We start from the raw sequence: 21,075 nt of genomic DNA, 5'->3' as shown, positions 1-21,075 counted from the left end.
AATTGTATATCAACTAAAAAACACATAATATTGCATATTCGAATATGGAATAAATGAATAGCAAACAACAAATAATGAGTCCGCACGATATTGTAATTCTACTTAAAATAGTAAGTTACGGTAATCAACCTTGGCTCCAAAAACCACTGGCAGAGGCTTTGGGCATTAGTCAATCAGAAATAAGTAAATCCCTAAACCGCTCTAAATACGCTGGCTTTTTAGCGCCTAACGGCAAAACGGTGATGAGAATGGCCTTGTTGGATTTTTTACAGTATGGCATACGCTATGTCTTTCCCATTAAACCGGGTGCAGTGGTTCGTGGTGTTCCTACTTCACATTCAGCTAGTCCGTTAAAAGAAGAAATTCAAAGCTCAGAAGCCTATGTATGGCCTTACGGCAAAGGTGTTGTTCGTGGGCATAGCATTTTGCCATTATACCCTTCGGTACCCGAAGCTGCTTTAAAAGATGCAAAACTATATGAACTACTGGCTTTGGTAGATGCCTTACGTGTAGGTAGAGCAAGAGAAAAAGAGTTGGCCATTAAAGAATTAAAAAAACGCTTGGAACTTGGAGAATAGGACCATCAATATTGCTGTAGTGGCCGAAGTAGCCGAAGCACTCAAACACATTAAGCAAGACATGGTGTTTGTAGGTGGTGCCGTGGTGAGTTTATATACCGATGATCCCGCTGCTGATGAAATTCGGCCTACACAAGATATTGATATGGCTTTAAATATTCTCAGCCTTAGTCACTGGGAAAAGGTGCAAACACAATTGGGAACGCTCGGTTTTCATCCCGACCCTTTTGGCCATGCCATTTGCAGTTATAAGTACAAAGACATCCCGGTTGATATCATGGCTACTGAAGATGGTCCACTAGGCCCGGCCAACCCTTGGTACAAAATAGGTTTTGAAAATTTGTGGACCTCAAAAGCCAAAGACCAAGAAATAAAAATACTCTCTGCACCTTGTTACTTGGCTACCAAATTTGAGGCATTCAATGATAGAGGTTCAGATTACCGTATCAGTCATGACATAGAAGATATTATTTATGTTATAGACAATCGGATAGCCATAGTAGAAGAAATTGTAAACGAAGACCTACGCATTGCTAATTTCATAAAAGACCAATTACAAAACATCACCAATAAAGGCTTGATGCAAGAAGTTTTAATGGCACACATTCATCCGTTAATGTTGGAAGAAAGATTGCCAATTGTAGAAGAAAAAATCACCCAAATACTTAATAAAAACTATGGCTTTCAACGAACTAAATAGCGTAGAATATTATATCATAAATAAGTTAAGTGGTATAAACCTTAATGCACCTGGGCAGGTTGCCGAGCCTCAAAATAATTATGGTGTAGGTTGGCAGTATATAGCACCTCAAGATTTAAATCGTAGTGTAAATGAAGTGTTATTAGAGGCAGAATTAAAAGATGCCTTAGTTCGTTTGAATCCAGAAATTTCAGCCAACCCAGAATTAGCTGATGAAGTTATTTATAAGCTACGAGCCGTTCTGATTGCTGTAAACCAGGTTGGTTTGGTAAAAGCCAACGAGGAATTCTTTAAATGGATGTGTGGCGATAAAACCATGCCCTTTGGAGAGAATAATAGACATGTACCCATTAGGCTTATTGACTTTGATGATATTAAAAACAATTCATATATCGTTACCAATCAATTCCGGGTGCATCATCGCGAAACTAAAATACCTGATGTGGTATTATTTATCAACGGTATTTCGATAGTAGTCGGTGAAGCGAAAACACCCATTCGACCATCTATTAGCTGGTTAGATGGTGCACATGAAGTACATGATATTTATGAAAATGCCATTCCCCAGTTGTTCGTACCAAATATCTTGTCGTTTGCAACTGAAGGTAAAGAGTTGTTTTATGGTGCCATTCGTTGTCCTCTTGAATTTTGGGCACCCTGGCGATTGGAAAATGATGATGATGCACTGGCGAAAAAGCTCGGTTTAGGTGAAATAGGTAAAGAAATGGATGATTTATTAAGTCCTAAGCGTTTATTAGATATTCTGCTCAATTTTTCGCTGTTTACTACCAATAAAAAGAAGCAACGCATGAAAGTAATTCCTCGTTTTCAGCAATACGAGGGAGCAAATAAAATTGTACAACGAGTAGTTGAAGGAAGGATTAAAAAAGGACTCATATGGCATTTTCAAGGCTCAGGAAAATCCCTGTTAATGGTATTTGCTGCCCAAAAATTAAGGCGTAATCCTGAACTTAAAAGTCCAACCGTAATCGTTTTAGTAGATAGAACAGACCTCGACACTCAAATATCAGGTACTTTTAATGCTGCTGATATTCCAAATGTGGAAACCACCGATAGCATTAATGATTTGCAACTTATGTTGGAGAGGGATACTCGTAAGATTATCATCTCTATGATTCATAAATTCAAGGATGCCAAACCGAACATGAATACTCGAGAAAATATTATTGTATTAGTTGATGAAGCACACCGTACACAAGAAGGTGATTTAGGTCGTCAAATGCGGGCTTCGTTACCTAATGCGTTCTTATTTGGTTTAACCGGCACGCCTGTAAATAAAGCTGATAAAAATACATTTTGGGCCTTTGGTTCAGAAGAAGACGAAGGTGGGTATATGTCACGCTATACCTTTCAGGATTCCATACGCGATGAAGCTACACTGCCTTTACATTTTGAACCTCGTTTGGTGGATATTCATGTAGATAAGGAAACCATAGATAAAGCTTTTGAGGATTTTAAAGAAGAAGCGGCATTAAGTGATGAAGAAGCCGATAGTTTAAACATAAAGTCGGCAAAAATGGCTGCCTTTTTAAAATCGCCAGAACGAGTTGCTAAGATAGTTGAAGATATTGCCACACACTATAAAGAAAAGGTAGAACCACATGGTTTTAAGGGGATTATTGTTACTCCTGATCGTTTTGCATGCGTGCAATATAAAGAGGAGTTAGATAAATATTTCCCAACAGAAGCCAGCAAAGTAGTTATTTCAACTTCTGCCAATGATACATTAGAGTTCAAACAAAAATGGGCGGTTGATAAAAGTCAACAAGAAAAAATTGTAGATGAATTTAACGATGCGCAATGTGATTTAAAATTTATCATCGTTACAGCTAAACTTTTGACCGGGTTTGATGCTCCCATTTTACAGACCATGTATCTTGATAAATCTTTAAAAGACCATACTTTATTACAAGCGATATGTCGAACCAATCGTTTATACCCCAACAAGTCTTTTGGTCGAATAGTAGATTATTTTGGAATCTTTGACGATACAGCTAAAGCATTGGAGTTTGATGAGAAAACAATGAAACAGATTATCTCCAACCTTTCAGAATTAAGGGAAAAATTGCCGAATGCTATGAAAGATGCATTAAGTCATTTTAATGGTGTTGACAGAACGATTGAAGGATTTGAAGGATTGGAAGCTGCTCAAAACGCCATCAATACGGATGATAAAAAAGATGCCTTTGCCAAGGATTTTAAATTTCTGGCAAAATTGTGGGAATCATTATCTCCGGATAGGGTTCTTGATATATACCAGGTTGATTACAAATGGTTATCTCAGGTATTCGAGTCTGTGCGTCCGGCAACAGATGGTATTGGCAAACTACTTTGGTTTTCATTGGGGGCTCAAACCACAAAATTAATTCATGAAAATGTACATGTTGGAGATGTTCATCACCTGGAGGAATTCGTTTTAGATGCCGATGTAATTGAGGAAATATTTAATAATCCAGATCCAAAGAATGCTAAGAAGCTTGAAAAAATACTCATTAAGCGATTTAAGAAGCATGGTGATAATCCTAAATTTAAAAAACTAAGCGAACGCCTTGAAGAATTAAGGGATAAGGCAGAGAAGGGACTTGTTACTTCTATTGAGTTTGTTAAAGAACTTTGTAAAATAGCAAAAGAAACTGTTCAGGCTGAAAAAGAACTGGAACAAGAAATTCAAGAAAAATCACCTAAAGCTGCATTAACCGATTTGTTTTTGGAGCTTAAAAACGATCAAACCCCGGCAGTGGTTGAGCGTATTGTCAATGACATTGATTCTATTGTTCGTGTAGTGAATTTTCCGGGCTGGCAAACAACCACCTCCGGAGAAAGAGAAGTACAGAAATCATTACGTAAAGCACTATTGAAATACAAACTTCATAAAGACCAGTTATTATTCGATAGAGCTTATGCTTATATCAAGGAGTATTATTAAAAATAAATTACTATGGCAGGCAAATATACAATAACTACTGAAAGTGATGTTTTTGATTGGGATGTTAAAACAGGTGAATAGCATCATTATCCTAAACGCTATTTAAAGTATTTGGAAACGGGAAGCATACACGCTTTAAAAGAGATTAAAAGAATTCGCAGGCAGTTAATATTCAAGCGGAAAGAATGTGTAAGTCATTTGAGGTTACATATTTAAAGGATGTGGAATAAGTCTAGATAAACAATGGATAAATACTATTGTAACAGGAAACCAAGAAAATGTCCAAAGTGTGGCAGCTCGACAATTGCAAATATTCTCTATGGGATGCCTATCTGGGATGAAAGATTACAAGAAAAATTGGATACTAATAAAACGGTTCTTGGAGGTTGTGTAATTTGTGACGATGACCCAGAGTGGCATTGTACAAATTGCAATAGTGATATTATTAAAGTATTGAAATCAACGTAAGCATTCGCGCTCACACGTCAATAATGCTCAAACCATTTTGTTAATGTGAGACCTTCCAACATTGCGTAGAATCCATGGACAATTCCCGCTATTCTAAGATTTTTTCCAATTGTGCGGTAAAAGGTCCGCTAAAATCCCGTGTTAGCTCACATTAATTTGAAAAACGACAGGTAAAAATTCCATGTTAGCGAAGTATCTCAGTTGCAGGCCGCAGATTTCCCTCTTTCGTGAAAAGACAATTGTAAACAATAAAAAAGCCCGCCGTCGCAATAAACTGCTTTGGCGGGCGAAGGCGGAGAGAGGGGTAAATGAACCGCCACTCTAACACTGTTGTATATCAATAGTTTATATATATCCTCTTAAAACAAGCTACGATTTAGCTACAAAACTTAACTACGCCAAAAGCCTGTCAAAACCTACAATATTTCAGGTTCTAATCTACACCTTTTTATTGAAATTACAATACGATGTTTTTGTTCCATAGTGTGTTGTAAAAAATAGCCTAAAACCCTTCCGTATTAAGTCGCTGTGTTTAGCCATAACGATGGCTTTTGTATTAATTAATAATCATTAAAAAATGGAACAAAAGACAGAGCGATTTATTAAGAAGGTCGAAAATGCATTTGCATCAGGCAAGGTTAGTATTATCGAATTTGAAATTTTGATTAAAGAGTGGAGACAATTCATTTCAGTTCGGTGTTATGAAGAAGAAGATTCGAAACAAATCCACCGTAACTTGAATCATCTAAAACTGACAATGGATTGGTTTAGGAGGCGGTGCTATTCTGACAAAAACGAAGACCTATTGGAGTTCTTTCAAATTATGATTGACTATATTAGTGTTGAGTTGGAAAGCTTGAAACTTAACTCAGATGTCAGGAAAATAACAAGTGACATTGCAGGGACACCCGAAGATACGATGTCGTGGACTGCAAGCAAACGTGCCTTGATTGAGGTTATTTGTGCCCTGCATTTAGCCAATTGTATCAATGATGGAAATATCTCAATAAAGAAGATGGTTGTGCAATTTAGTAAGCTTTTTAAAATAAATTTGGATAACTATCATCCTGAAATAAGCAAGATGACTACACGCACACCTTTAAAAGACAAAGGATTGAGAGCATATTTTCTAAGTTCTCTAGTAAAAAGGTTTAATGAAAAAATGACCAATTTGAAATAAAAGTAGCACTACTTGAGACACAAGTTGCGCTCATAAAACTTTCCTTATTAACACTTTTGTGCTGAATTTAAAAACTCAGTACATGAACGTTGTAACAATTGAATCCGAAGCTTATAAAGCTCTTATTGAAAAAATAGATTCCCTTTCCAGGTTTGTAGAGTTAAATCAGCCATCGGTCAATCCAGAAGAAGCTTGGATTGATGGAGAAGATGTATGCACATACCTACGTATTAGCTCACGTACTTTACAAAGGTTGCGCAGTAGTGGCAAAATTGCTTATTCTTCTTTAGGAGGAAAAATCTATTATACAATTGCAGAAATTAAAAAGCTGTTGGAAAGCCGGAAGGTGCGCACTAGTGTAGAATCAGTAGATGAGCTTTGTGAGATGTATAAAAATCGCATTTCCAATCTTCAGGATAAAGGGACAAACAAGGGTAGTCTTTAATATCTAAAAATTCGTATTAATGATAGTTTACCTTTCAGGTATCAATATTGATAATGACGAACAAGATTTAGATAGGCTCAGATATAACCTGTTTGAACTGGGCTGCACAGTTATTACCCCGGAAGCAAAGGAACTTGAAAAACTCAATTATTCTGAAAACATAAGATTACGAATAAGTTTCATTCAAAGTAGTAGTACAATATACATGCTGCCTAATTGGAATGATAATGAAATATCTCGTATCGAGTTAACAGCTGCAATGGAAGACAGGAAACCTCTTTGCTTCTCTCCTGAAGACATAAGAGAATTAATAACCACCCTTGACAATTAGCAATGGTTTAAGGTAGGGCTGAACAAGGGCAGCTCTACCATTTAACTTAGTATTTAATGGATGCAAATAGAGTAATAGAACAAATAAATGGAGAAGTTTTAAATGTTGTATCAAATTTTATAGAACTAAAACGTGCTGGAACTAATTATATGGCTTGCTGTCCTTTTCACAATGAAAAGACAGCATCGTTAAGCGTTAACCCTGCAAAAGGGATATTTAAGTGTTTTGGTTGTGGTAAAGGCGGTAATGCCATCGAGTTTATCAAAGAACATGAAGGAGTTGAATTTAAACAGGCCGTTGAAATTGGAGCAAAGAAATTAGGAATAGGTTTTGAATGGCAAAAGAGTGCCAATTTTGATGAAGCCAAATTCAAGTACCAGGAAAGTCTTCATATTGCATGCGGTATTGTTGAACAGTTCTTTACGGAACAATTAAACCATAAAGATGTCCAAAAGTATATTCAGGAACGGAATATCTACATACCAGAAAACAGTAGCTTTAATATTGGATTTGCTCCAAATGGGAATGCACTTTTGGCTCATTCAAGAAAAGAAGGTTTAAAGACTGAAATACTTGAAGAAATCGGAGTTTTAAAGAGTAACGATAAAGGTGTTTATGACTTCTTTCGAAATCGGCTTATTTTTCCTATTTCCAATTCCAGAGGACAAACCATTGCCTTTGCCGGACGTGATTTGAATGGTGATTCCAAAGTGAAATACCTCAATTCTCCTGAGAGCAGTATTTACATTAAAGGGAATGAACTATATGCTTTAAATGAAGCAAGGTTTGCCATTAAGCAAGAAGAACGGGCTTATGTAGTAGAAGGATATACTGATACGTTAAGGATGCACTATATTGGAGTAAACAATACGGTGGCAACATGCGGAACTTCACTTACCCAGGCTCAGGCAGTACTTATAAAACATTATACCAACAAAGTCACTTTAATCTTTGATGGTGATTCTGCAGGGAAACTGGCCACAGACCGAAACGCAGAAACTTTAATCAGAAACCAGTTTCATGTCTCAGTTATTGTTTTGCCAGAAAAACAAGACCCGGATTCACTCTTTGATACGAAAGAAACATTTCTTCAGTATAATGAAAAGCAAGTAGATTACATCATTTATAAAGCTTCTCAATATGCAGAGAAATCATCTGCAGACCCGGTTTTCAAATCGGAAGCCATTAAGCGTATTGCCAAACTGATTTCTTATTACGACAAAACCAAACAGGAGGTTTATCTGGAGTTTCTTACAGAACACATTAAACCTAAAAAAGCCTGGCAGGATGCATTGAAGGAATTTACCAAAGATGAACAGGGCAATCAACAACGCTATACCGTTCCTAAGCATGTTAGCCTTAATGATTTTAATAGATGGGGTTTTTATGTAGAAGACAACTGTTATGTGTTCAGGAACAAAAAGGGTGATGACTTTGTAAAGCATTCCAATTTTGTGATGGCTCCCCTGTTTCACATAGTAAGCCCCATTAATGCAAAACGCCTATACGAAATCAAGAACCGTCATAACCTGGTTAGGATTGTAGAACTGCCTCAAAGAGATTTGGTAAGTATCACGAACTTTAAGCTTCAGATTGAATCTTTAGGTAACTTTCTTTGGACTGGAGGCGAAAGTGAACTGAATAAACTCAAAGCCTGGCTTTATGAAAAAACAAAGAGCTGTAAAGAAGTTATTCAGATGGGCTGGCAGCGGGAAGGTTTCTTCTGTTGGGGAAATGGCATATTTAATGGTGATGAATTTATAAAAGCTGACCGATATGGAATCGTACAACACCAGGATAATTACTACTATATTCCTGCCTGTTCTGAAATCTATTCCGATGACGATTCTCTATTTGAGTTTGAGCGGCACTTTATTCATAACGAAGGTAATATTACACTTTATGAATATGCCACAAAGTATTATGGCGTATTTGGGCTAAATGGCATTATAACACTGTCGTTCTATTTTGCCTGTCTGTTTATGGACATTATAGCAAAGCGCTTTGATAAATTTCCAATCCTGAACATGTATGGGCAGAAAGGTTCTGGAAAGAATACTTGCGCCGAAAGCATCTTATATATGTTTGGGCGAAAAGGTAAAGTTCCTAATCTTCATAATTCCAGTAAACCATCTATTGCCGACCATGTGGCTACCAGTTCTAATGCAGTATGTGTACTCGATGAATACCGTAATGACTTAGAGATGGAAAAGCGTGAGCTGCTTAAAGGCTTTTGGGATAAAACCGGGCGAACACGTATGAACATGGACAAAGACAAGAAAAAGGAAACCTCAAAGGTTAACCAGGGAATCATTGTCTGTGGTCAACAGATTGCTACTGCAGATATAGCTTTGTTTAGTCGATTCATTGCGTTAGGATTTTCAAAAACAGTATTCTCCTTTGAAGAAAAGCGTTTGTTTGAAGAACTGGAACAGATTAACAAACAAGGGTTGACACAAATAACCCACCAGTTGCTCAAGCATAGGGAAACTTTTGCCAGAAACTATAACAAAACGGTTGATGCAGTTAGCGATAAGTTCAGGGAGTTATTGGGTAAGGTTGCCATTGAAACCAGGATATACAATAACTGGTTGACGGTTGCTTCTGCTTACGCAACGATTTCAAAGATAGTAGAGCTGCCGTTTTTATATGAAGAAATAATGGAGCTGTTTGTAAAGATGATGATTGAGCAAAACAAAGAAACTGCCCGAAATGATGATTTGGGTATCTTCTGGAAGACTGTTCAATATCTTATCAGTTCCAATATGCTTTTTGAAGATGGTGATTACCGTGTGGTTTATACGGATAAGATTGTACGCCATTACAAAGAAAATGGAGAATGGAAACGAAGCGACATTACACTTAAAGAACCCAAGAACCTGTTCTATTTATCTGTAAGCCGCGTATTCGGACTCTATAAAACACAGGCTCTTCGTGAAGGGGATAAACCATTGCCCGATGCAACGGTAGAATATTACTTAAAGAATAGCCCTTCTTTTATCTGTGATTGTAAGAAGGTGTATTTTAAAAAGTTTGATGCAAAATCAGGTTGTCCGGAATATGATGGCAATGGCAACATAAAGAAGACCTACACTTCAGCTTTTGTGTTTTACCTGGATAAGGTAAACCTGACTCTTGATACGAAATATGACAACAACAATCCCAACAAGGATTAATTTAATAATTCCTCAGTATGAGTAAGATTCAAAAAAGCAACAACAATAACATTCACGATAATTTCTTCAAAAGCCTCTTTTCTGTAAAAGAGAATCTGGAAGACCTTTTGAAAGGTTCTTTGCCCAAAGAAGTTCTGCAAGGATTAAAAACCGAAACCTTGGAGTATGACCCAACTGAATATGTGGACCAGGAACTGGCTCCCTATTTCAAGGATATTTCGTGTAACATTAAATACGGCTACTCCAACATTAAAATATCTTTGCTATACGAACACAAGAGCTATCAGGATAAGAATATTCACTTACAGCTTTTAAGGTACATTCTTAATGTGTGGGAGAACCAGGCAACAAACAAACAAGAACTTACTCCGGTAATTACGATGGTGTTCTATCATGGAAACCGTAAATGGAACGATTCAGGCTTTGTTAAAAATGTACCTGAAGAATTGAAGCGTTTCGTTCCTTTATTTGATTATGCCCTGTTTGATACAAAGGATATTGAAGACCATGCCATTATTCAGCACTTTAAACGCCCAAGTGTCAAGGTTGCCGTTTGGTTTATGAAACGAAGCGATAACCTGATTGGATTTATCGAGAGTAATCCTGATTTAGCACGAGAGATGTTCATGCACATAGAGCAGATTGACAAAACCATCTTCCAGAAAATTGCCTTATATTTGTATAAAGTTTCAGGTGTTGAGCCTGATAAAATAGATGAGATTATGGAAACAGTTTCACCACAAGCTAAAGACGCTTTTTCTCAAGCTGCCGATGAATTAAGGCAATGGGGATATAACAAAGGGGTAAAGCAAACTGCTATTAAAATGATAAATAAAGGTTATTCTAATGAGCAAATAGTGGAAATAACTGATATTGATATTGAGCAGATTCAGAAATTAAGAAGCGAGAATTCTAATTAGATAATATATACTTATAAAATACAACCTGGTATCAATTTGGTATCAGGTTTTTTTATGCCCTGACCTCTCGTAAAAATGCATTCAGAACTTCTTTTCTGGAGATTGATAAGAGTGAAATCAAAGCTAAACAGGAATTTTTTTCAGAATTAGTAATCTCCATATAAAATCGGTTACATTCGTTACGTTCGTTACATTCTTTGATATATAATATTAAATATTAATTACTTATATCAATAAAAGTACTGATAGGTGGTTACTTTCTGTTACATTCCGTTACATTCTGGAAAGGATATTTCTTGTTTGGTTACTTTCTATGGAAGTGGTTACTTTCTCGGTTACTTTCTATAACAACAGTTTAACAAACAGTAAATCAATGTAGTATTGCTAAGAATGTTCAGAATGTAACGAATGTACCCGAAATATAGGTTTATGAACATTGGAAAAGTTGTTTTAACGAAAGTGTGATGCACTATATTTTTTATTTTAGCAGAGCTAATTGTCAAGGGTATAATTGAACAAGTTATGCCCAAAATATTTCAATGTATTCAACAACGAGGCTTCATTCTGGGGCAATATTCAGCAATGCAGTCAGAACATAGTCTTAAAATACGCTCAGGCTATTTAAATATTCAAAAAAGCTTAGCAAGGCAGTCTCATACTTTTAAAATATGGTCTTTGGATTTGCTTTATCCTATGTTTTTAGGGCTATCGAGCTTATTTCTTAACCTAAATCCAATGCTATGACCATCCGTAGAACAATATTAAAACAAGAGTTAGTTAAGAAATTATACCCCGACAGCATTTCAGTAAAGTCAGCCATGCAACAACTAAGGAATGAAATTGAAGTTTGTCCGGAATTAAAAAAGCAGATTGAACAAGCAGGCCATACCAAACGGCACTACTACAATAAACAGCAACTGCTTTTAATTTTGGAACATTTTTGTGTTACTTTTGATGAGTTTGAACGACTTTAAATGTAAAACCTACATATAAATTATGAAAAAATTCACATCTATTTCCCGTTCTGAAGCGATTGAGATATACCCGCATATAATCAAGAATTATGAACGTTTAAAGAAGACTGCTGATTTTGCATATACCGATGCTAATTATGGCACAGCACTTTCTTTGTATATTTTAAGTTCTGAAGAACTAATTAAAGCCTTTGTTATTTTTTTACATAGCATTGGCGTTAATGTTCTGCAAGCAAAAGAATTAAAAGGGGTTTTCTCTCAACATAAAAAGAAACATGAGCTATCACAGGCTGTGGAACTGATAGCATTCATGGAATCCTTTATACTTTTAACTGATAAAGAAACATATAAGCCCAATGTCGAAACAGGTTCTGAATGGCTTGATAAGATAAGTGGTTTTGTATCAGGTATTGGAAAAATAATTGAACCCATTAGTAAATTTGATAAAAATGCAGAATGGTGGGATGAAGCTGATTACTATAAAAATAGAGGGTTGTATGTTGATTACTGCGACGACTTAAAAACACCTTTGCAAATAACGAAAGAGCAAAGTTCTGAGGGAAAAGAAAAAGCAGAGAAGCTATTTGACCGAATCCGTAAGATTAAAATTGTATTTGAAAAGTTACCCAAACAAGAACAGAAGCAGCTTATTTATGATACAAATATAGGTTTAGTGAATTACTTGTTACAGAATAATCTGAATAGCAAAAACTGATAAATAATACTTTAAGAACTTGGATTACTCTTTCTTCATATATTAGTACTGTTAATAACTAATTTAAAAGTATATTCAATCTGGACTTCAATTAATTAAATAGGTAGTAATTTTAGTAGAATTATTAATACTTAATTACATGGATCCTATTACTTCATCAATAACATCGTTTGGAATTAGTGTTGCTGCAGGTATTGTAACCGATAGGTTGAGTCAAACCATTTCTGTCGATAAAGAAATTAATCAGGCATTTGAGCAAGCAAAAAATGATTGGACAAACCATGAACTTAGCTATAAGAAAGAACAAGAACTAAAACAATATCTTGAAAGTGCATATAATTCTCCTCTTTTCGTCAATGATTCCAAGGGTAATGAAGCGGAGGACTTTTTTAATAAGTTTAGGAAAAGATTAAGAGGAACAAAACATGCAAAGAATTTTTTAAAAGAGATTGTTGATGAAAATAGATTTCAGGAAGTTATTAGTTCTATTCATAGAGTTGAGTCCAAGATAGATAGTCTAACTACTTTAATACAAAGCCTTTCAACAGGTGAAGTACAATTAACTAACGATAGAATAAATGAAATATGCCAGCCTTTAATTCAGAAGTTTAAGCCACAATCAGCTCTTTCAGTTATAGATAAGTTCGAAAAATATATATCGGATAATCCTGGTAACATTTCAACTTCAACCAGAGCTAATATTTTTTACCTAAAGTCTGTTTGCTTTGAAGCTCTTGGCAAGCCAAATAAAAGCCATGAATATCTAGTAAAAGCCTACTGTGAAGCTCCTGATAACACATTGTATTTGGCAAAAACATGTTCATCTTATTTCTTACACAATAATAATAGATTTAAAGAGTTACTGAACACTCTGGAAAAAACGGATGAATATAATCCAAGGCTTTGGGTTATAAAGACATTAGAATCGGACAATGTTATTAACTACGTGCAAAAAGAAGTGCCAGAACTCGTAAGAGAAAAGATTGAGTTTAAAAGAATTCTCTTTGATAGGCTTAGTAAAAAGAATAGTGAAAATGTAAGGGATGAAATTAAGACGTTAAATATAGATAGCTTAAGAATACCTGTACCAGAAAACATAACTTATGATTCGCTATTTCATTGGTTATTAATATTAGAGTACATAAAGGATGCTGCAATATTTTCTCAACCACAAATTCGTTTTGTTGGATTTCTGGATAAGAACGAAGATATTCTTTACTTTTTCCAAGTTGTAAAAATGCTAAATAAAAATTTAGCGAACAGTGAAGTTAAAATTGTTTGCCCAAATGTTTTATCCTTTTACGAACACTGGCTGAATAGCGAACTTAACAACAACAAGCAATCGGTTCAAAATCTTAATAACTCATATCAAAAACTACCTAGTAAAAACTCAATTTACACGATGCTTCTTGCTAATACCTTACAAAAGTACGGTGATATTAATGGTGCAAGAAAAGTAATTGCTGAATTTAAGGAAACGCTTCACACTCAGCTTGTTTATTTGAAAACATTTATTGACTTGTCCTCTGAGAATCAAACAATATTTAAGGACGGAGCTACTTACTTCTTAGATTACGAAAAGAAAGTTGACGAAAATAACCTATATAATTATATTGACTTCCTCAGTCAAATTTTAGCAAGTAAACTAATAGGAGAAGAGCAACTTTTAAGCTCAATTAATAAATTAGAAGTTAGTAACCCAGATTACAAGCTTTTATTTGAACTTATGGTTCATGCTGAGTATAAGTCTGATAAAGTGCCTTTGCACCTTATTGATACAGTAAAAAGCAAGCTGCCTAAATCATCAATGCTAAATCACCAAATAGCTGTTCTTTACTTTCTTAACCGCTATTTTGATGAAGGTATTTGTTATATAGAATCATATATTGATGACTCAGAATATTCGATTACATTAGGAGTATATATTCAGTGTCTTCACCACTCCGAAAACTCAGATAAGTTAAAGTTTTTAAGACTATTAAAGCAGTGGAGAGTAAATAATTACCCTGCTACAATTCTGTTTTATCGTTATGAACTTCAGGCTGTACAAGTATTACAACAATGGGATCAAGTTATTGAAGTTGCAGATGATGCACTTATACACTATCCAGAAGAAGAGTATTTCTACATTTCGTTGTTAAATGCACTGGACAATAATAAGAATAAGGAAAGAATAGAAGAAGAGGTTTCAAATATTATAATCTATAACTTTAATAATCAGGAATGGATAATAAAGGTTGCATATTTGCTATTAAAATATGGATTTAAAGAGCAAGCAATCAATTTATTATATAGAGAAGCTCAAAACAAAGATAATTCTGATATAAGAATGAGCTATTTCTCTGCTGTTTCAACAACAGAGCTTTCAGAATTTCTCCAGCAATATGATACTGTTGAAGAAGGACATTATGTTACCTATGGAGTTGATGCTCATAAGGAAACAATCCATGTTTCAGGAAGAAAAAAGGAACTTCCTATTGTAAAAGCATCAATTGGAAAACAAGTAAATGACACAATTACGTTTAAAAAGAAAATGGGAAGCATGTTGTCTACGGCAAAAATTATGCGTATTGGCAACAAGTATTTGGCTTTGTTTGATGAAATAATGATGGACTCAGAGAGTCTTAACTCTGAAATTCCTCTTTTATCGTTAAAGCTTGAGGATTCTAATGTTGAATCTTTGAATAAGGTATTTATTGAAAACTTTGCTAGTCAGGAAGAAGAAGTTCGTAACAAGAAAAAAGAAAACCTTTCTGATTATTACTCTTACACTATGCCATTTTCTGTATTAGTTACAGCCAATTTTAATCACTCATATATAGATGCTTACTTAAATTTAACATCGGATAAAGGTTTCCTTGTTAAACCTACAAAATATTTACCTAATCCTAATGTAAAATCAAAAAAAAAAATAGCCATTGATTTTTCTTCAGGAATGCTTTTGTTTAACCTAAACTTAAGTCTCGGCCTTAGTTATCCAGATAAGTTTCTTATCTCTTCTAATATTTATAACCTCATAGATAATTTGATTCATGAGGCTGATTCAAATAAAAACTCTAAAGCTTCAGTGGAAATACGTTTGGACAAAGTAATTCCTCATTTTTTCGACGAAAGTTTTAGTGTTAACCGAATTAAGCACCTTAACAAAATCAAAGATTGGTTTTTGGATAATTGTATCAGTGAAATCCCTGCTGAAAAGTTAAATTTCCATAACAAGCTTCAGGATAGTAAAGATATGAATCCCTGCGTAGAGTTAGTTGCAGACTATTTTTGTTTTGCCCAAAGAGAAAATGTTATTCTTATAACTGATGATTTGGCATTGTTTCAGAATGTACAACCTGAAAATGTTATATCTACGGAGAAATATCTATCTGATTGTTTTTCAAATGAGTTTGATGATATCCTTGAGCAAATGCTTAGCTTGAAATATGTTGGGATTTCGATTAATGAAAAAGTTTTATATAACGCTTTCATCAATCAGCATAAAGCAGACAAGAAGCACATATACAATTATGCTCTCAAAAATTTAGGATTAAAGATTAACTATGTAAGTGAAAACATAGATTTTGTTTTAGATTTCCTGCGAAAAGTGGCCTTAAATCCATCAATAGATAGCATTGTTTATAAAAGAGTTGCAACTAATGTTTTTATTGCTCTTATTAAAAGTATACCAAACATGAAGGAAGCTAATAAAATTCAGAATAAAATTCGCACTACTTTTCGATTATTTATAGAACATGAACCACTAACTAATGAAGCATTACTCTCTGCTTTGCAAATAATAAAGCATAGCTAAATGTGTTGTTACAATTGAATGATGTATTTTGAAGTGTCTGGAATATTCAAAAAATAACCACTTCTAACCTCTTCTAACCACTTCCTCTTTATTCTAACTAAATACAGCCAAATCCCCGCTTACATCTATATATATGTTTGCTCCCACTATGGAGGCAAGCACGAAAAAAGTATTAGGTACATTAGCAGTTGCAGCAGCCGTTGGCGGTGGTTTTTACCTGATTAAAAAAGGCAAGAAACTTCTGTCCGCTGCAAAGATGAACTTTGCACTTTTAGGTTTCCGCATCCACAAGCTGAATCTGCAAGAAGTCCAGTTTGCAGTCAAGCTTCGTTGTTACAATCCAACAAATGCTCCCATCACATTAGCCGTTAACCAGGTAGTTGCAAACTACAAAGGTTCGGCAATTGCTTATTCCACTCCCGACATTAAAGGTCTTACCATTGGAGCAGGTTCAACCCAAGAACCTGAAATTAAATTTCAAGTGCCATACCTGAACCTGATTGGCAAAGATCTTTCAACGGCATTACTCCAAAATACCGCACAGCTTAAAGCCGATTTAAGCTTTACCCTTTCGCTAGGTATCAATGGTGAAACCATCACTACCACGCAAAATTTAACGAACGATAATATGAACGGATTAGCATTGGGCGAATTAGGCATTGTGTCCGGCCCACGTAAAACAGAGGATGGTCGCAAGTTCAATCACCTGATAAGAAGAGCAACCGGCACAGATGTATTTGTAAAAAATGGCAATGTACTGGATACCGTTGAAAGCTGTATTGAAACTATAGCAGAACATTTCCGTGAAGTAGAAGAACTAGCCTCGATGTTGCAAGGCGATAACTTAAAGGCTACTTGCAAAAATATCTTTGACTTTTCCTATAAGTATCTTCAATATCATAAAGACGACAATGGTACAGAACAACTTCGTACGCCTGCACGCTCATGGTTGGACGGGCAAATCAAGTTTAAGCAAAAAGGAAAAAGCTCCGCAGGAATTGACTGCGATGACTACAGCATATTTGTTGGTTCGCTCTTGAAGAATCTTGGCGTTCCATTTAAACTCCGTATTACCAAGTATGATGGTAAAAAGAACTTTCAGCATATCTATGTTATTGTCCCTGCTTTAGGTGATTCAGAAGACGAGATAGTTATTGACCCGGTACTGTCAAAGTTTGACTACCAGAAACCCTACAGCTTTGAGAAATCAAATTTTGATATGTCTCCGGTTCAAGTAGCTGGATTGAATGGCATTGATGGATTGACGGGTTCAAGTTCATTGGGCTTACCAATTTCTGTATTGTCAGGTATTGATTTGGCAGGAGGTCATCAGGCACAAGCCGACCATGAAGAACTCATTGCCATTGTATCTGGTGTTGATTTTGACGATGCCGTTAACGGTTTGGGCGATGCAGATGATGCGACCTATCGTTATTTAATCCGTACCCGGAAGTTTTTGTTACGGAACCAGGGCAACAAGGCTAAGATGGCACATATTCAAAACCCTGACCAATTTATATCTATGTTGGACCAGGCTATCAAGTTTTGGAATACCCCACAGCGTGATAACGTACTTGCAAAACTGGAAAATATTGAAGCCAAGCTTGCACAAAAAGGACTGATAAAGTACGATATAGATGCCATTGACGGACTGGTAGAACTGGATGATGTTGATGAAGAAATAGATGGGCTTGATGGGAATAGAGGTTTAGGTGGATTCTTCAAGTCATTAAAGCGAATTGGCAGAAAAATTGGCAAAGGAATAAAGAAGGGCGCAAAAGCTGTTGGTAAAGCAGCTAAGAAAGTGGCTAAAGCAATTGTACGTTTTAATCCGCTTTCTATCGCTATCCGAAACGGATTATTGGCTGCTTTGCGTTTAAACATGTTTGGTATAGCTAAAAAGCTTCAATATGCTTACCTGCCCGAGCAATTGGCATCTAAGTATGGTATAGATGCCAAGAGACTAAAAGAATTAAAGAAACGTCACAGGCGTGTTCGCAAGCTCTTTAAAGGGCTACAAGGTCGGGAAAAGAACCTGAGAAAAGCCATTTTAAAAGGAGCTAAACAGAAAAGCCGTGACTTCTCACTAAAAGGAGTTGACGGATTATTAGCCGATTTGCAAGGTTTGGAAGCAATTGGGGAACTCGGACAAATGGGTGCAGTTGCTACGGCAGCATCGGTTGGTGCAGCCACAGGTGTATTGGCAAAAATTAAAAGCTGGCTAAAACCTGTAAAAAACATCTTTACTAAAATCAAAAGCAAGTTTTCAAAGGCTAAGAAAGTTAAGAATACAGTATCACAGTATGTGCAAACTAACTCAAATGCCCATGCTCAAACACCAAGCAATTACATCGCTCCGCAAACCAACAGCTACACTCCACTACCAATAATGAAGTCAGGGAACTATAGCCCAGAAGTTACATCACTTGCCCCAATGGTTCCGCAAAGTCCTGCTCCTATAAAAAATGGCATGAGCAAAGGGGCTAAAATAGGAATAGGTATTGGAGCATTGGCATTACTTGGTACAGGAGCATACTTCGCTTTCCGCAAAAAGGACGATGATGAGCCAAAGAGTAAACCTCAATCAAAGAAATCCCCCTCAAAAAAGACATTGGGAAGTATCGAGCTTCAATAAATAAATGTGAATCAATAATTAAAATTTAGAAAACATGGCAGTTAAGAAAACAACGTCAAGTACCAGGAGGCGAAGAACAAGCTCCAGAGGTACAAAAATTGACTTTATGAAAGCCACCAACAACATAGGCAAGCCCATTGCTGCCGTAGCAGGGTTTGCGGTTGGAAAGTACGCTGTTAAGAAGCTCCAAAAGAGTGGAACAGTAAGCGGTTTGCTAGGCAACGACATGAAAGGTTATATCGTTCCGGCAGCGGTAACAATGGGTGGCCTGGTAGCTCAACAATTCACAAAGAACGAGTTCATCAAGATGGGCTTATACGGTGTAGCTGGAGCCGGAGTTGAAGCCACCATTAAAAAAGCCACAGGCAAAACGATTCTTCAAGGATTAACAGGTTTGATGGGCGAAGATGATGTAATTGATGTGGACTACGAAGAAGTAGATGGACTTCAAGCATTGAACCCTATTACGCAAGCGTTACCAGCAGCCGATATCGACATTGAACGTGAAATAGAAGCTTCCGTTTCAGGTGCAGCTTCCGACTATTCCATGAGCGATGACCCTATGGGTAGTGCAGTTTCGGATTATACAATGAGTGACGAGCCAATCGGCAAAACGGACTATTTGGACGATGACGAACCTGAAATAGGAAAAATTAAGGACGTTGACCCAGACAGCATGGATTATGACGTGTTCGCAGGGGATATGATGGCATCGTAGTATAGGTGTAATGTATTACGCCTCAACAGCAAATAACAATCAATTCAATTTTACAACAGGCTATTGAGCCACAAAAACAAATTATCATGGCAGATATTAATGAGCAAAATGATTTGTACCCTTCGATGGAAGATATAGAGGGTTTAGAAGAAGCAGTTCTTGACAAAGAAGAAGATTCCCTGGATAAAGAAGATGACCAGGACGATGCAACAGAAGGCATTGGAGAACTCGGACGTTCGAGACGAAGAAGAAGACGCAGAAGCCGTAGAGGTCGCAGACGTAGTTACCGAAAACGTGCAGTGCGTAGGTCATATAATGCAGGTCAAAGAAGTACAGCGGTCAAAACAGGTCTTACAACGCAACTGACATCAAAAGGTCAGTTTGAATTGCGTAGACAGCAATTGCCAGCAGAGGTGCAAAAGGCATTGAAAGATGCACGTATGCAAACTGTTGATACAGCAATCTATACCATTAAACCGGTTAAGGACAAGTCCGATATTGATTTGATGGAAGCATCAGATGATAAAAAGGCTGGTCGCACCAACCTGAACCGTGCCCAGTTGGATTCGGGCAAGTATTTACTGCTTACCGATATAGTTCTTGAGTATGCTCATGGAGCATCGGAAGATGATAACGACCCGGCTGATTTCGCATTTGGTCAGTTTGCACTTCCTGCACAAATCCTGAACGGTACATTCGAGATGACTTTGGGAACTAAAGTAATTCTTCCTGAAATCTCATGTGCGGTATTCGATGATACCGATACAACCAAGCGTAAGTTTCAGTATAAGCTTGCTAACCCAAAGTGGTTAAAGCCGTCAATGGACATTACGCCAAAGTTGAACATGCCAAAAGCCATCAACAATAGCGACAAGGTTTTCAACCCTGCCGTTAAGATTACCCTATTGGGAACAATCACTGAAAAGGCATAGGTCTTTTTAAGTATGTCATAATCGTTAGAGGAGGCGGTGTTACTGCCGTCTCCTTTTCTTCTTAATCACTTTTACAATGGAAGTTCAAGACAACAACATTAAGAAATTACAGGTTGTAAAATTCGAGGTCAAAAAAGGGCAAACCTTTGAGTTCAATGGCAACACCAAAACAGAGCATGACCGAATTAAAGGTATTTTCCTACGCTTGTCGAACCAACAAGCCTTATCAGGAGCAACGCTTCGTGTTTGGATTGACGATACCGAAATAATACCAGATGATACGGAAGTTGCTTTGTTGCATCACAATGATGACATGAGCATTAAGGACGTTACTTTTCCTGTGGATGAGAAAGCCAAGAACAGCCCAGTCAGAATTATCTATAAAGACGATAGCGAAAACCTTGCTGTAGATGACAGCTACCATGTCCGAGTATATCTGCTTGCCGAAGTAGACAATTAACCCCAACACTCCCGTTATGAAACGAGCAATAGAAAATATTTTCAAGATAGAAGCCGACTGGATTAACGAGTTCCATGTGGCCATTAAAAATAAAAATTAG

15 protein-coding genes are annotated in these 21,075 nt (G+C 36.4%); all 15 read left to right on the top strand.

Features of this window, described 5'->3' with window-relative positions:
- The first annotated feature begins 53 nt into the window (after positions 1–53).
- Entirely contained in the window at positions 54–578 is a 525-nt protein-coding gene (locus ACRD64_RS13920; RefSeq protein ID WP_430934012.1) for a hypothetical protein, read from the top strand.
- Positions 568–1,278 carry a hypothetical protein gene (locus tag ACRD64_RS13915; RefSeq protein WP_430934011.1) on the top strand — a complete coding sequence of 237 codons (711 nt, stop codon included), beginning with the start codon at positions 568–570 and terminating at the stop codon, positions 1,276–1,278. The genes ACRD64_RS13920 and ACRD64_RS13915 overlap by 11 nt, the downstream gene beginning before the upstream one ends.
- Positions 1,256–4,225, top strand: a complete 2,970-nt coding sequence (locus ACRD64_RS13910) for a type I restriction endonuclease subunit R (protein WP_430934010.1) — start codon at positions 1,256–1,258, stop codon at positions 4,223–4,225. Before ACRD64_RS13915 ends, ACRD64_RS13910 begins: the two co-directional genes overlap by 23 nt.
- 1,045 nt (positions 4,226–5,270) lie before the next feature.
- The gene (locus tag ACRD64_RS13905) at positions 5,271–5,873 is read left to right on the top strand and encodes an RteC domain-containing protein (protein WP_430934009.1); all 603 of its coding nucleotides are present in this window, start codon (positions 5,271–5,273) and stop codon (positions 5,871–5,873) included.
- A gap of 82 nt (positions 5,874–5,955) precedes the next feature.
- On the top strand, positions 5,956–6,318 hold the full coding sequence (locus tag ACRD64_RS13900; protein ID WP_430934008.1) for a helix-turn-helix domain-containing protein: 363 nt from the start codon (positions 5,956–5,958) through the stop codon (positions 6,316–6,318).
- A gap of 19 nt (positions 6,319–6,337) precedes the next feature.
- Positions 6,338–6,649 carry a DUF4406 domain-containing protein gene (locus tag ACRD64_RS13895; protein ID WP_430934007.1) on the top strand — a complete coding sequence of 104 codons (312 nt, stop codon included), beginning with the start codon at positions 6,338–6,340 and terminating at the stop codon, positions 6,647–6,649.
- A 56-nt stretch (positions 6,650–6,705) separates the two neighbouring features.
- Positions 6,706–9,825 carry a DNA primase gene (gene dnaG / locus ACRD64_RS13890; RefSeq protein WP_430934006.1) on the top strand — a complete coding sequence of 1,040 codons (3,120 nt, stop codon included), beginning with the start codon at positions 6,706–6,708 and terminating at the stop codon, positions 9,823–9,825.
- Between the two features lie 17 nt (positions 9,826–9,842).
- Positions 9,843–10,745, top strand: coding sequence for an Rpn family recombination-promoting nuclease/putative transposase (locus ACRD64_RS13885; protein ID WP_430934005.1), 903 nt, complete (start codon positions 9,843–9,845; stop codon positions 10,743–10,745).
- A gap of 740 nt (positions 10,746–11,485) precedes the next feature.
- On the top strand, positions 11,486–11,719 hold the full coding sequence (locus tag ACRD64_RS13880) for a DUF4248 domain-containing protein (protein WP_430934004.1): 234 nt from the start codon (positions 11,486–11,488) through the stop codon (positions 11,717–11,719).
- Between the two features lie 22 nt (positions 11,720–11,741).
- On the top strand, positions 11,742–12,434 hold the full coding sequence (locus ACRD64_RS13875; protein WP_430934003.1) for an AbiV family abortive infection protein: 693 nt from the start codon (positions 11,742–11,744) through the stop codon (positions 12,432–12,434).
- Positions 12,435–12,573: 139 nt separating this feature from the next.
- Positions 12,574–16,230: a PIN domain-containing protein gene (locus tag ACRD64_RS13870; RefSeq protein ID WP_430934002.1), complete on the top strand. Its 3,657-nt coding sequence runs from the start codon at positions 12,574–12,576 to the stop codon at positions 16,228–16,230.
- Positions 16,231–16,363: 133 nt separating this feature from the next.
- Positions 16,364–18,865 (top strand): hypothetical protein, encoded by a 2,502-nt coding sequence (locus ACRD64_RS13865; RefSeq protein WP_430934001.1) that lies wholly within the window; start codon positions 16,364–16,366, stop codon positions 18,863–18,865.
- 34 nt (positions 18,866–18,899) lie between these two features.
- The gene (locus tag ACRD64_RS13860) at positions 18,900–19,583 is read left to right on the top strand and encodes a hypothetical protein (RefSeq protein ID WP_430934000.1); all 684 of its coding nucleotides are present in this window, start codon (positions 18,900–18,902) and stop codon (positions 19,581–19,583) included.
- A gap of 86 nt (positions 19,584–19,669) precedes the next feature.
- A complete protein-coding gene (locus tag ACRD64_RS13855) occupies positions 19,670–20,515 on the top strand; it encodes a hypothetical protein (RefSeq protein WP_430933999.1) in 846 nt (281 codons plus the stop codon).
- A 76-nt stretch (positions 20,516–20,591) separates the two neighbouring features.
- Positions 20,592–20,975 (top strand): hypothetical protein, encoded by a 384-nt coding sequence (locus tag ACRD64_RS13850; protein ID WP_430933998.1) that lies wholly within the window; start codon positions 20,592–20,594, stop codon positions 20,973–20,975.
- Positions 20,976–21,075 lie beyond the last annotated feature (100 nt).

Source organism: Saccharicrinis sp. 156, from assembly GCF_050589685.1.
Lineage (GTDB): Bacteria > Bacteroidota > Bacteroidia > Bacteroidales > Marinilabiliaceae > Saccharicrinis.
This window is presented reverse-complemented; position numbering and strand designations above follow the sequence as displayed.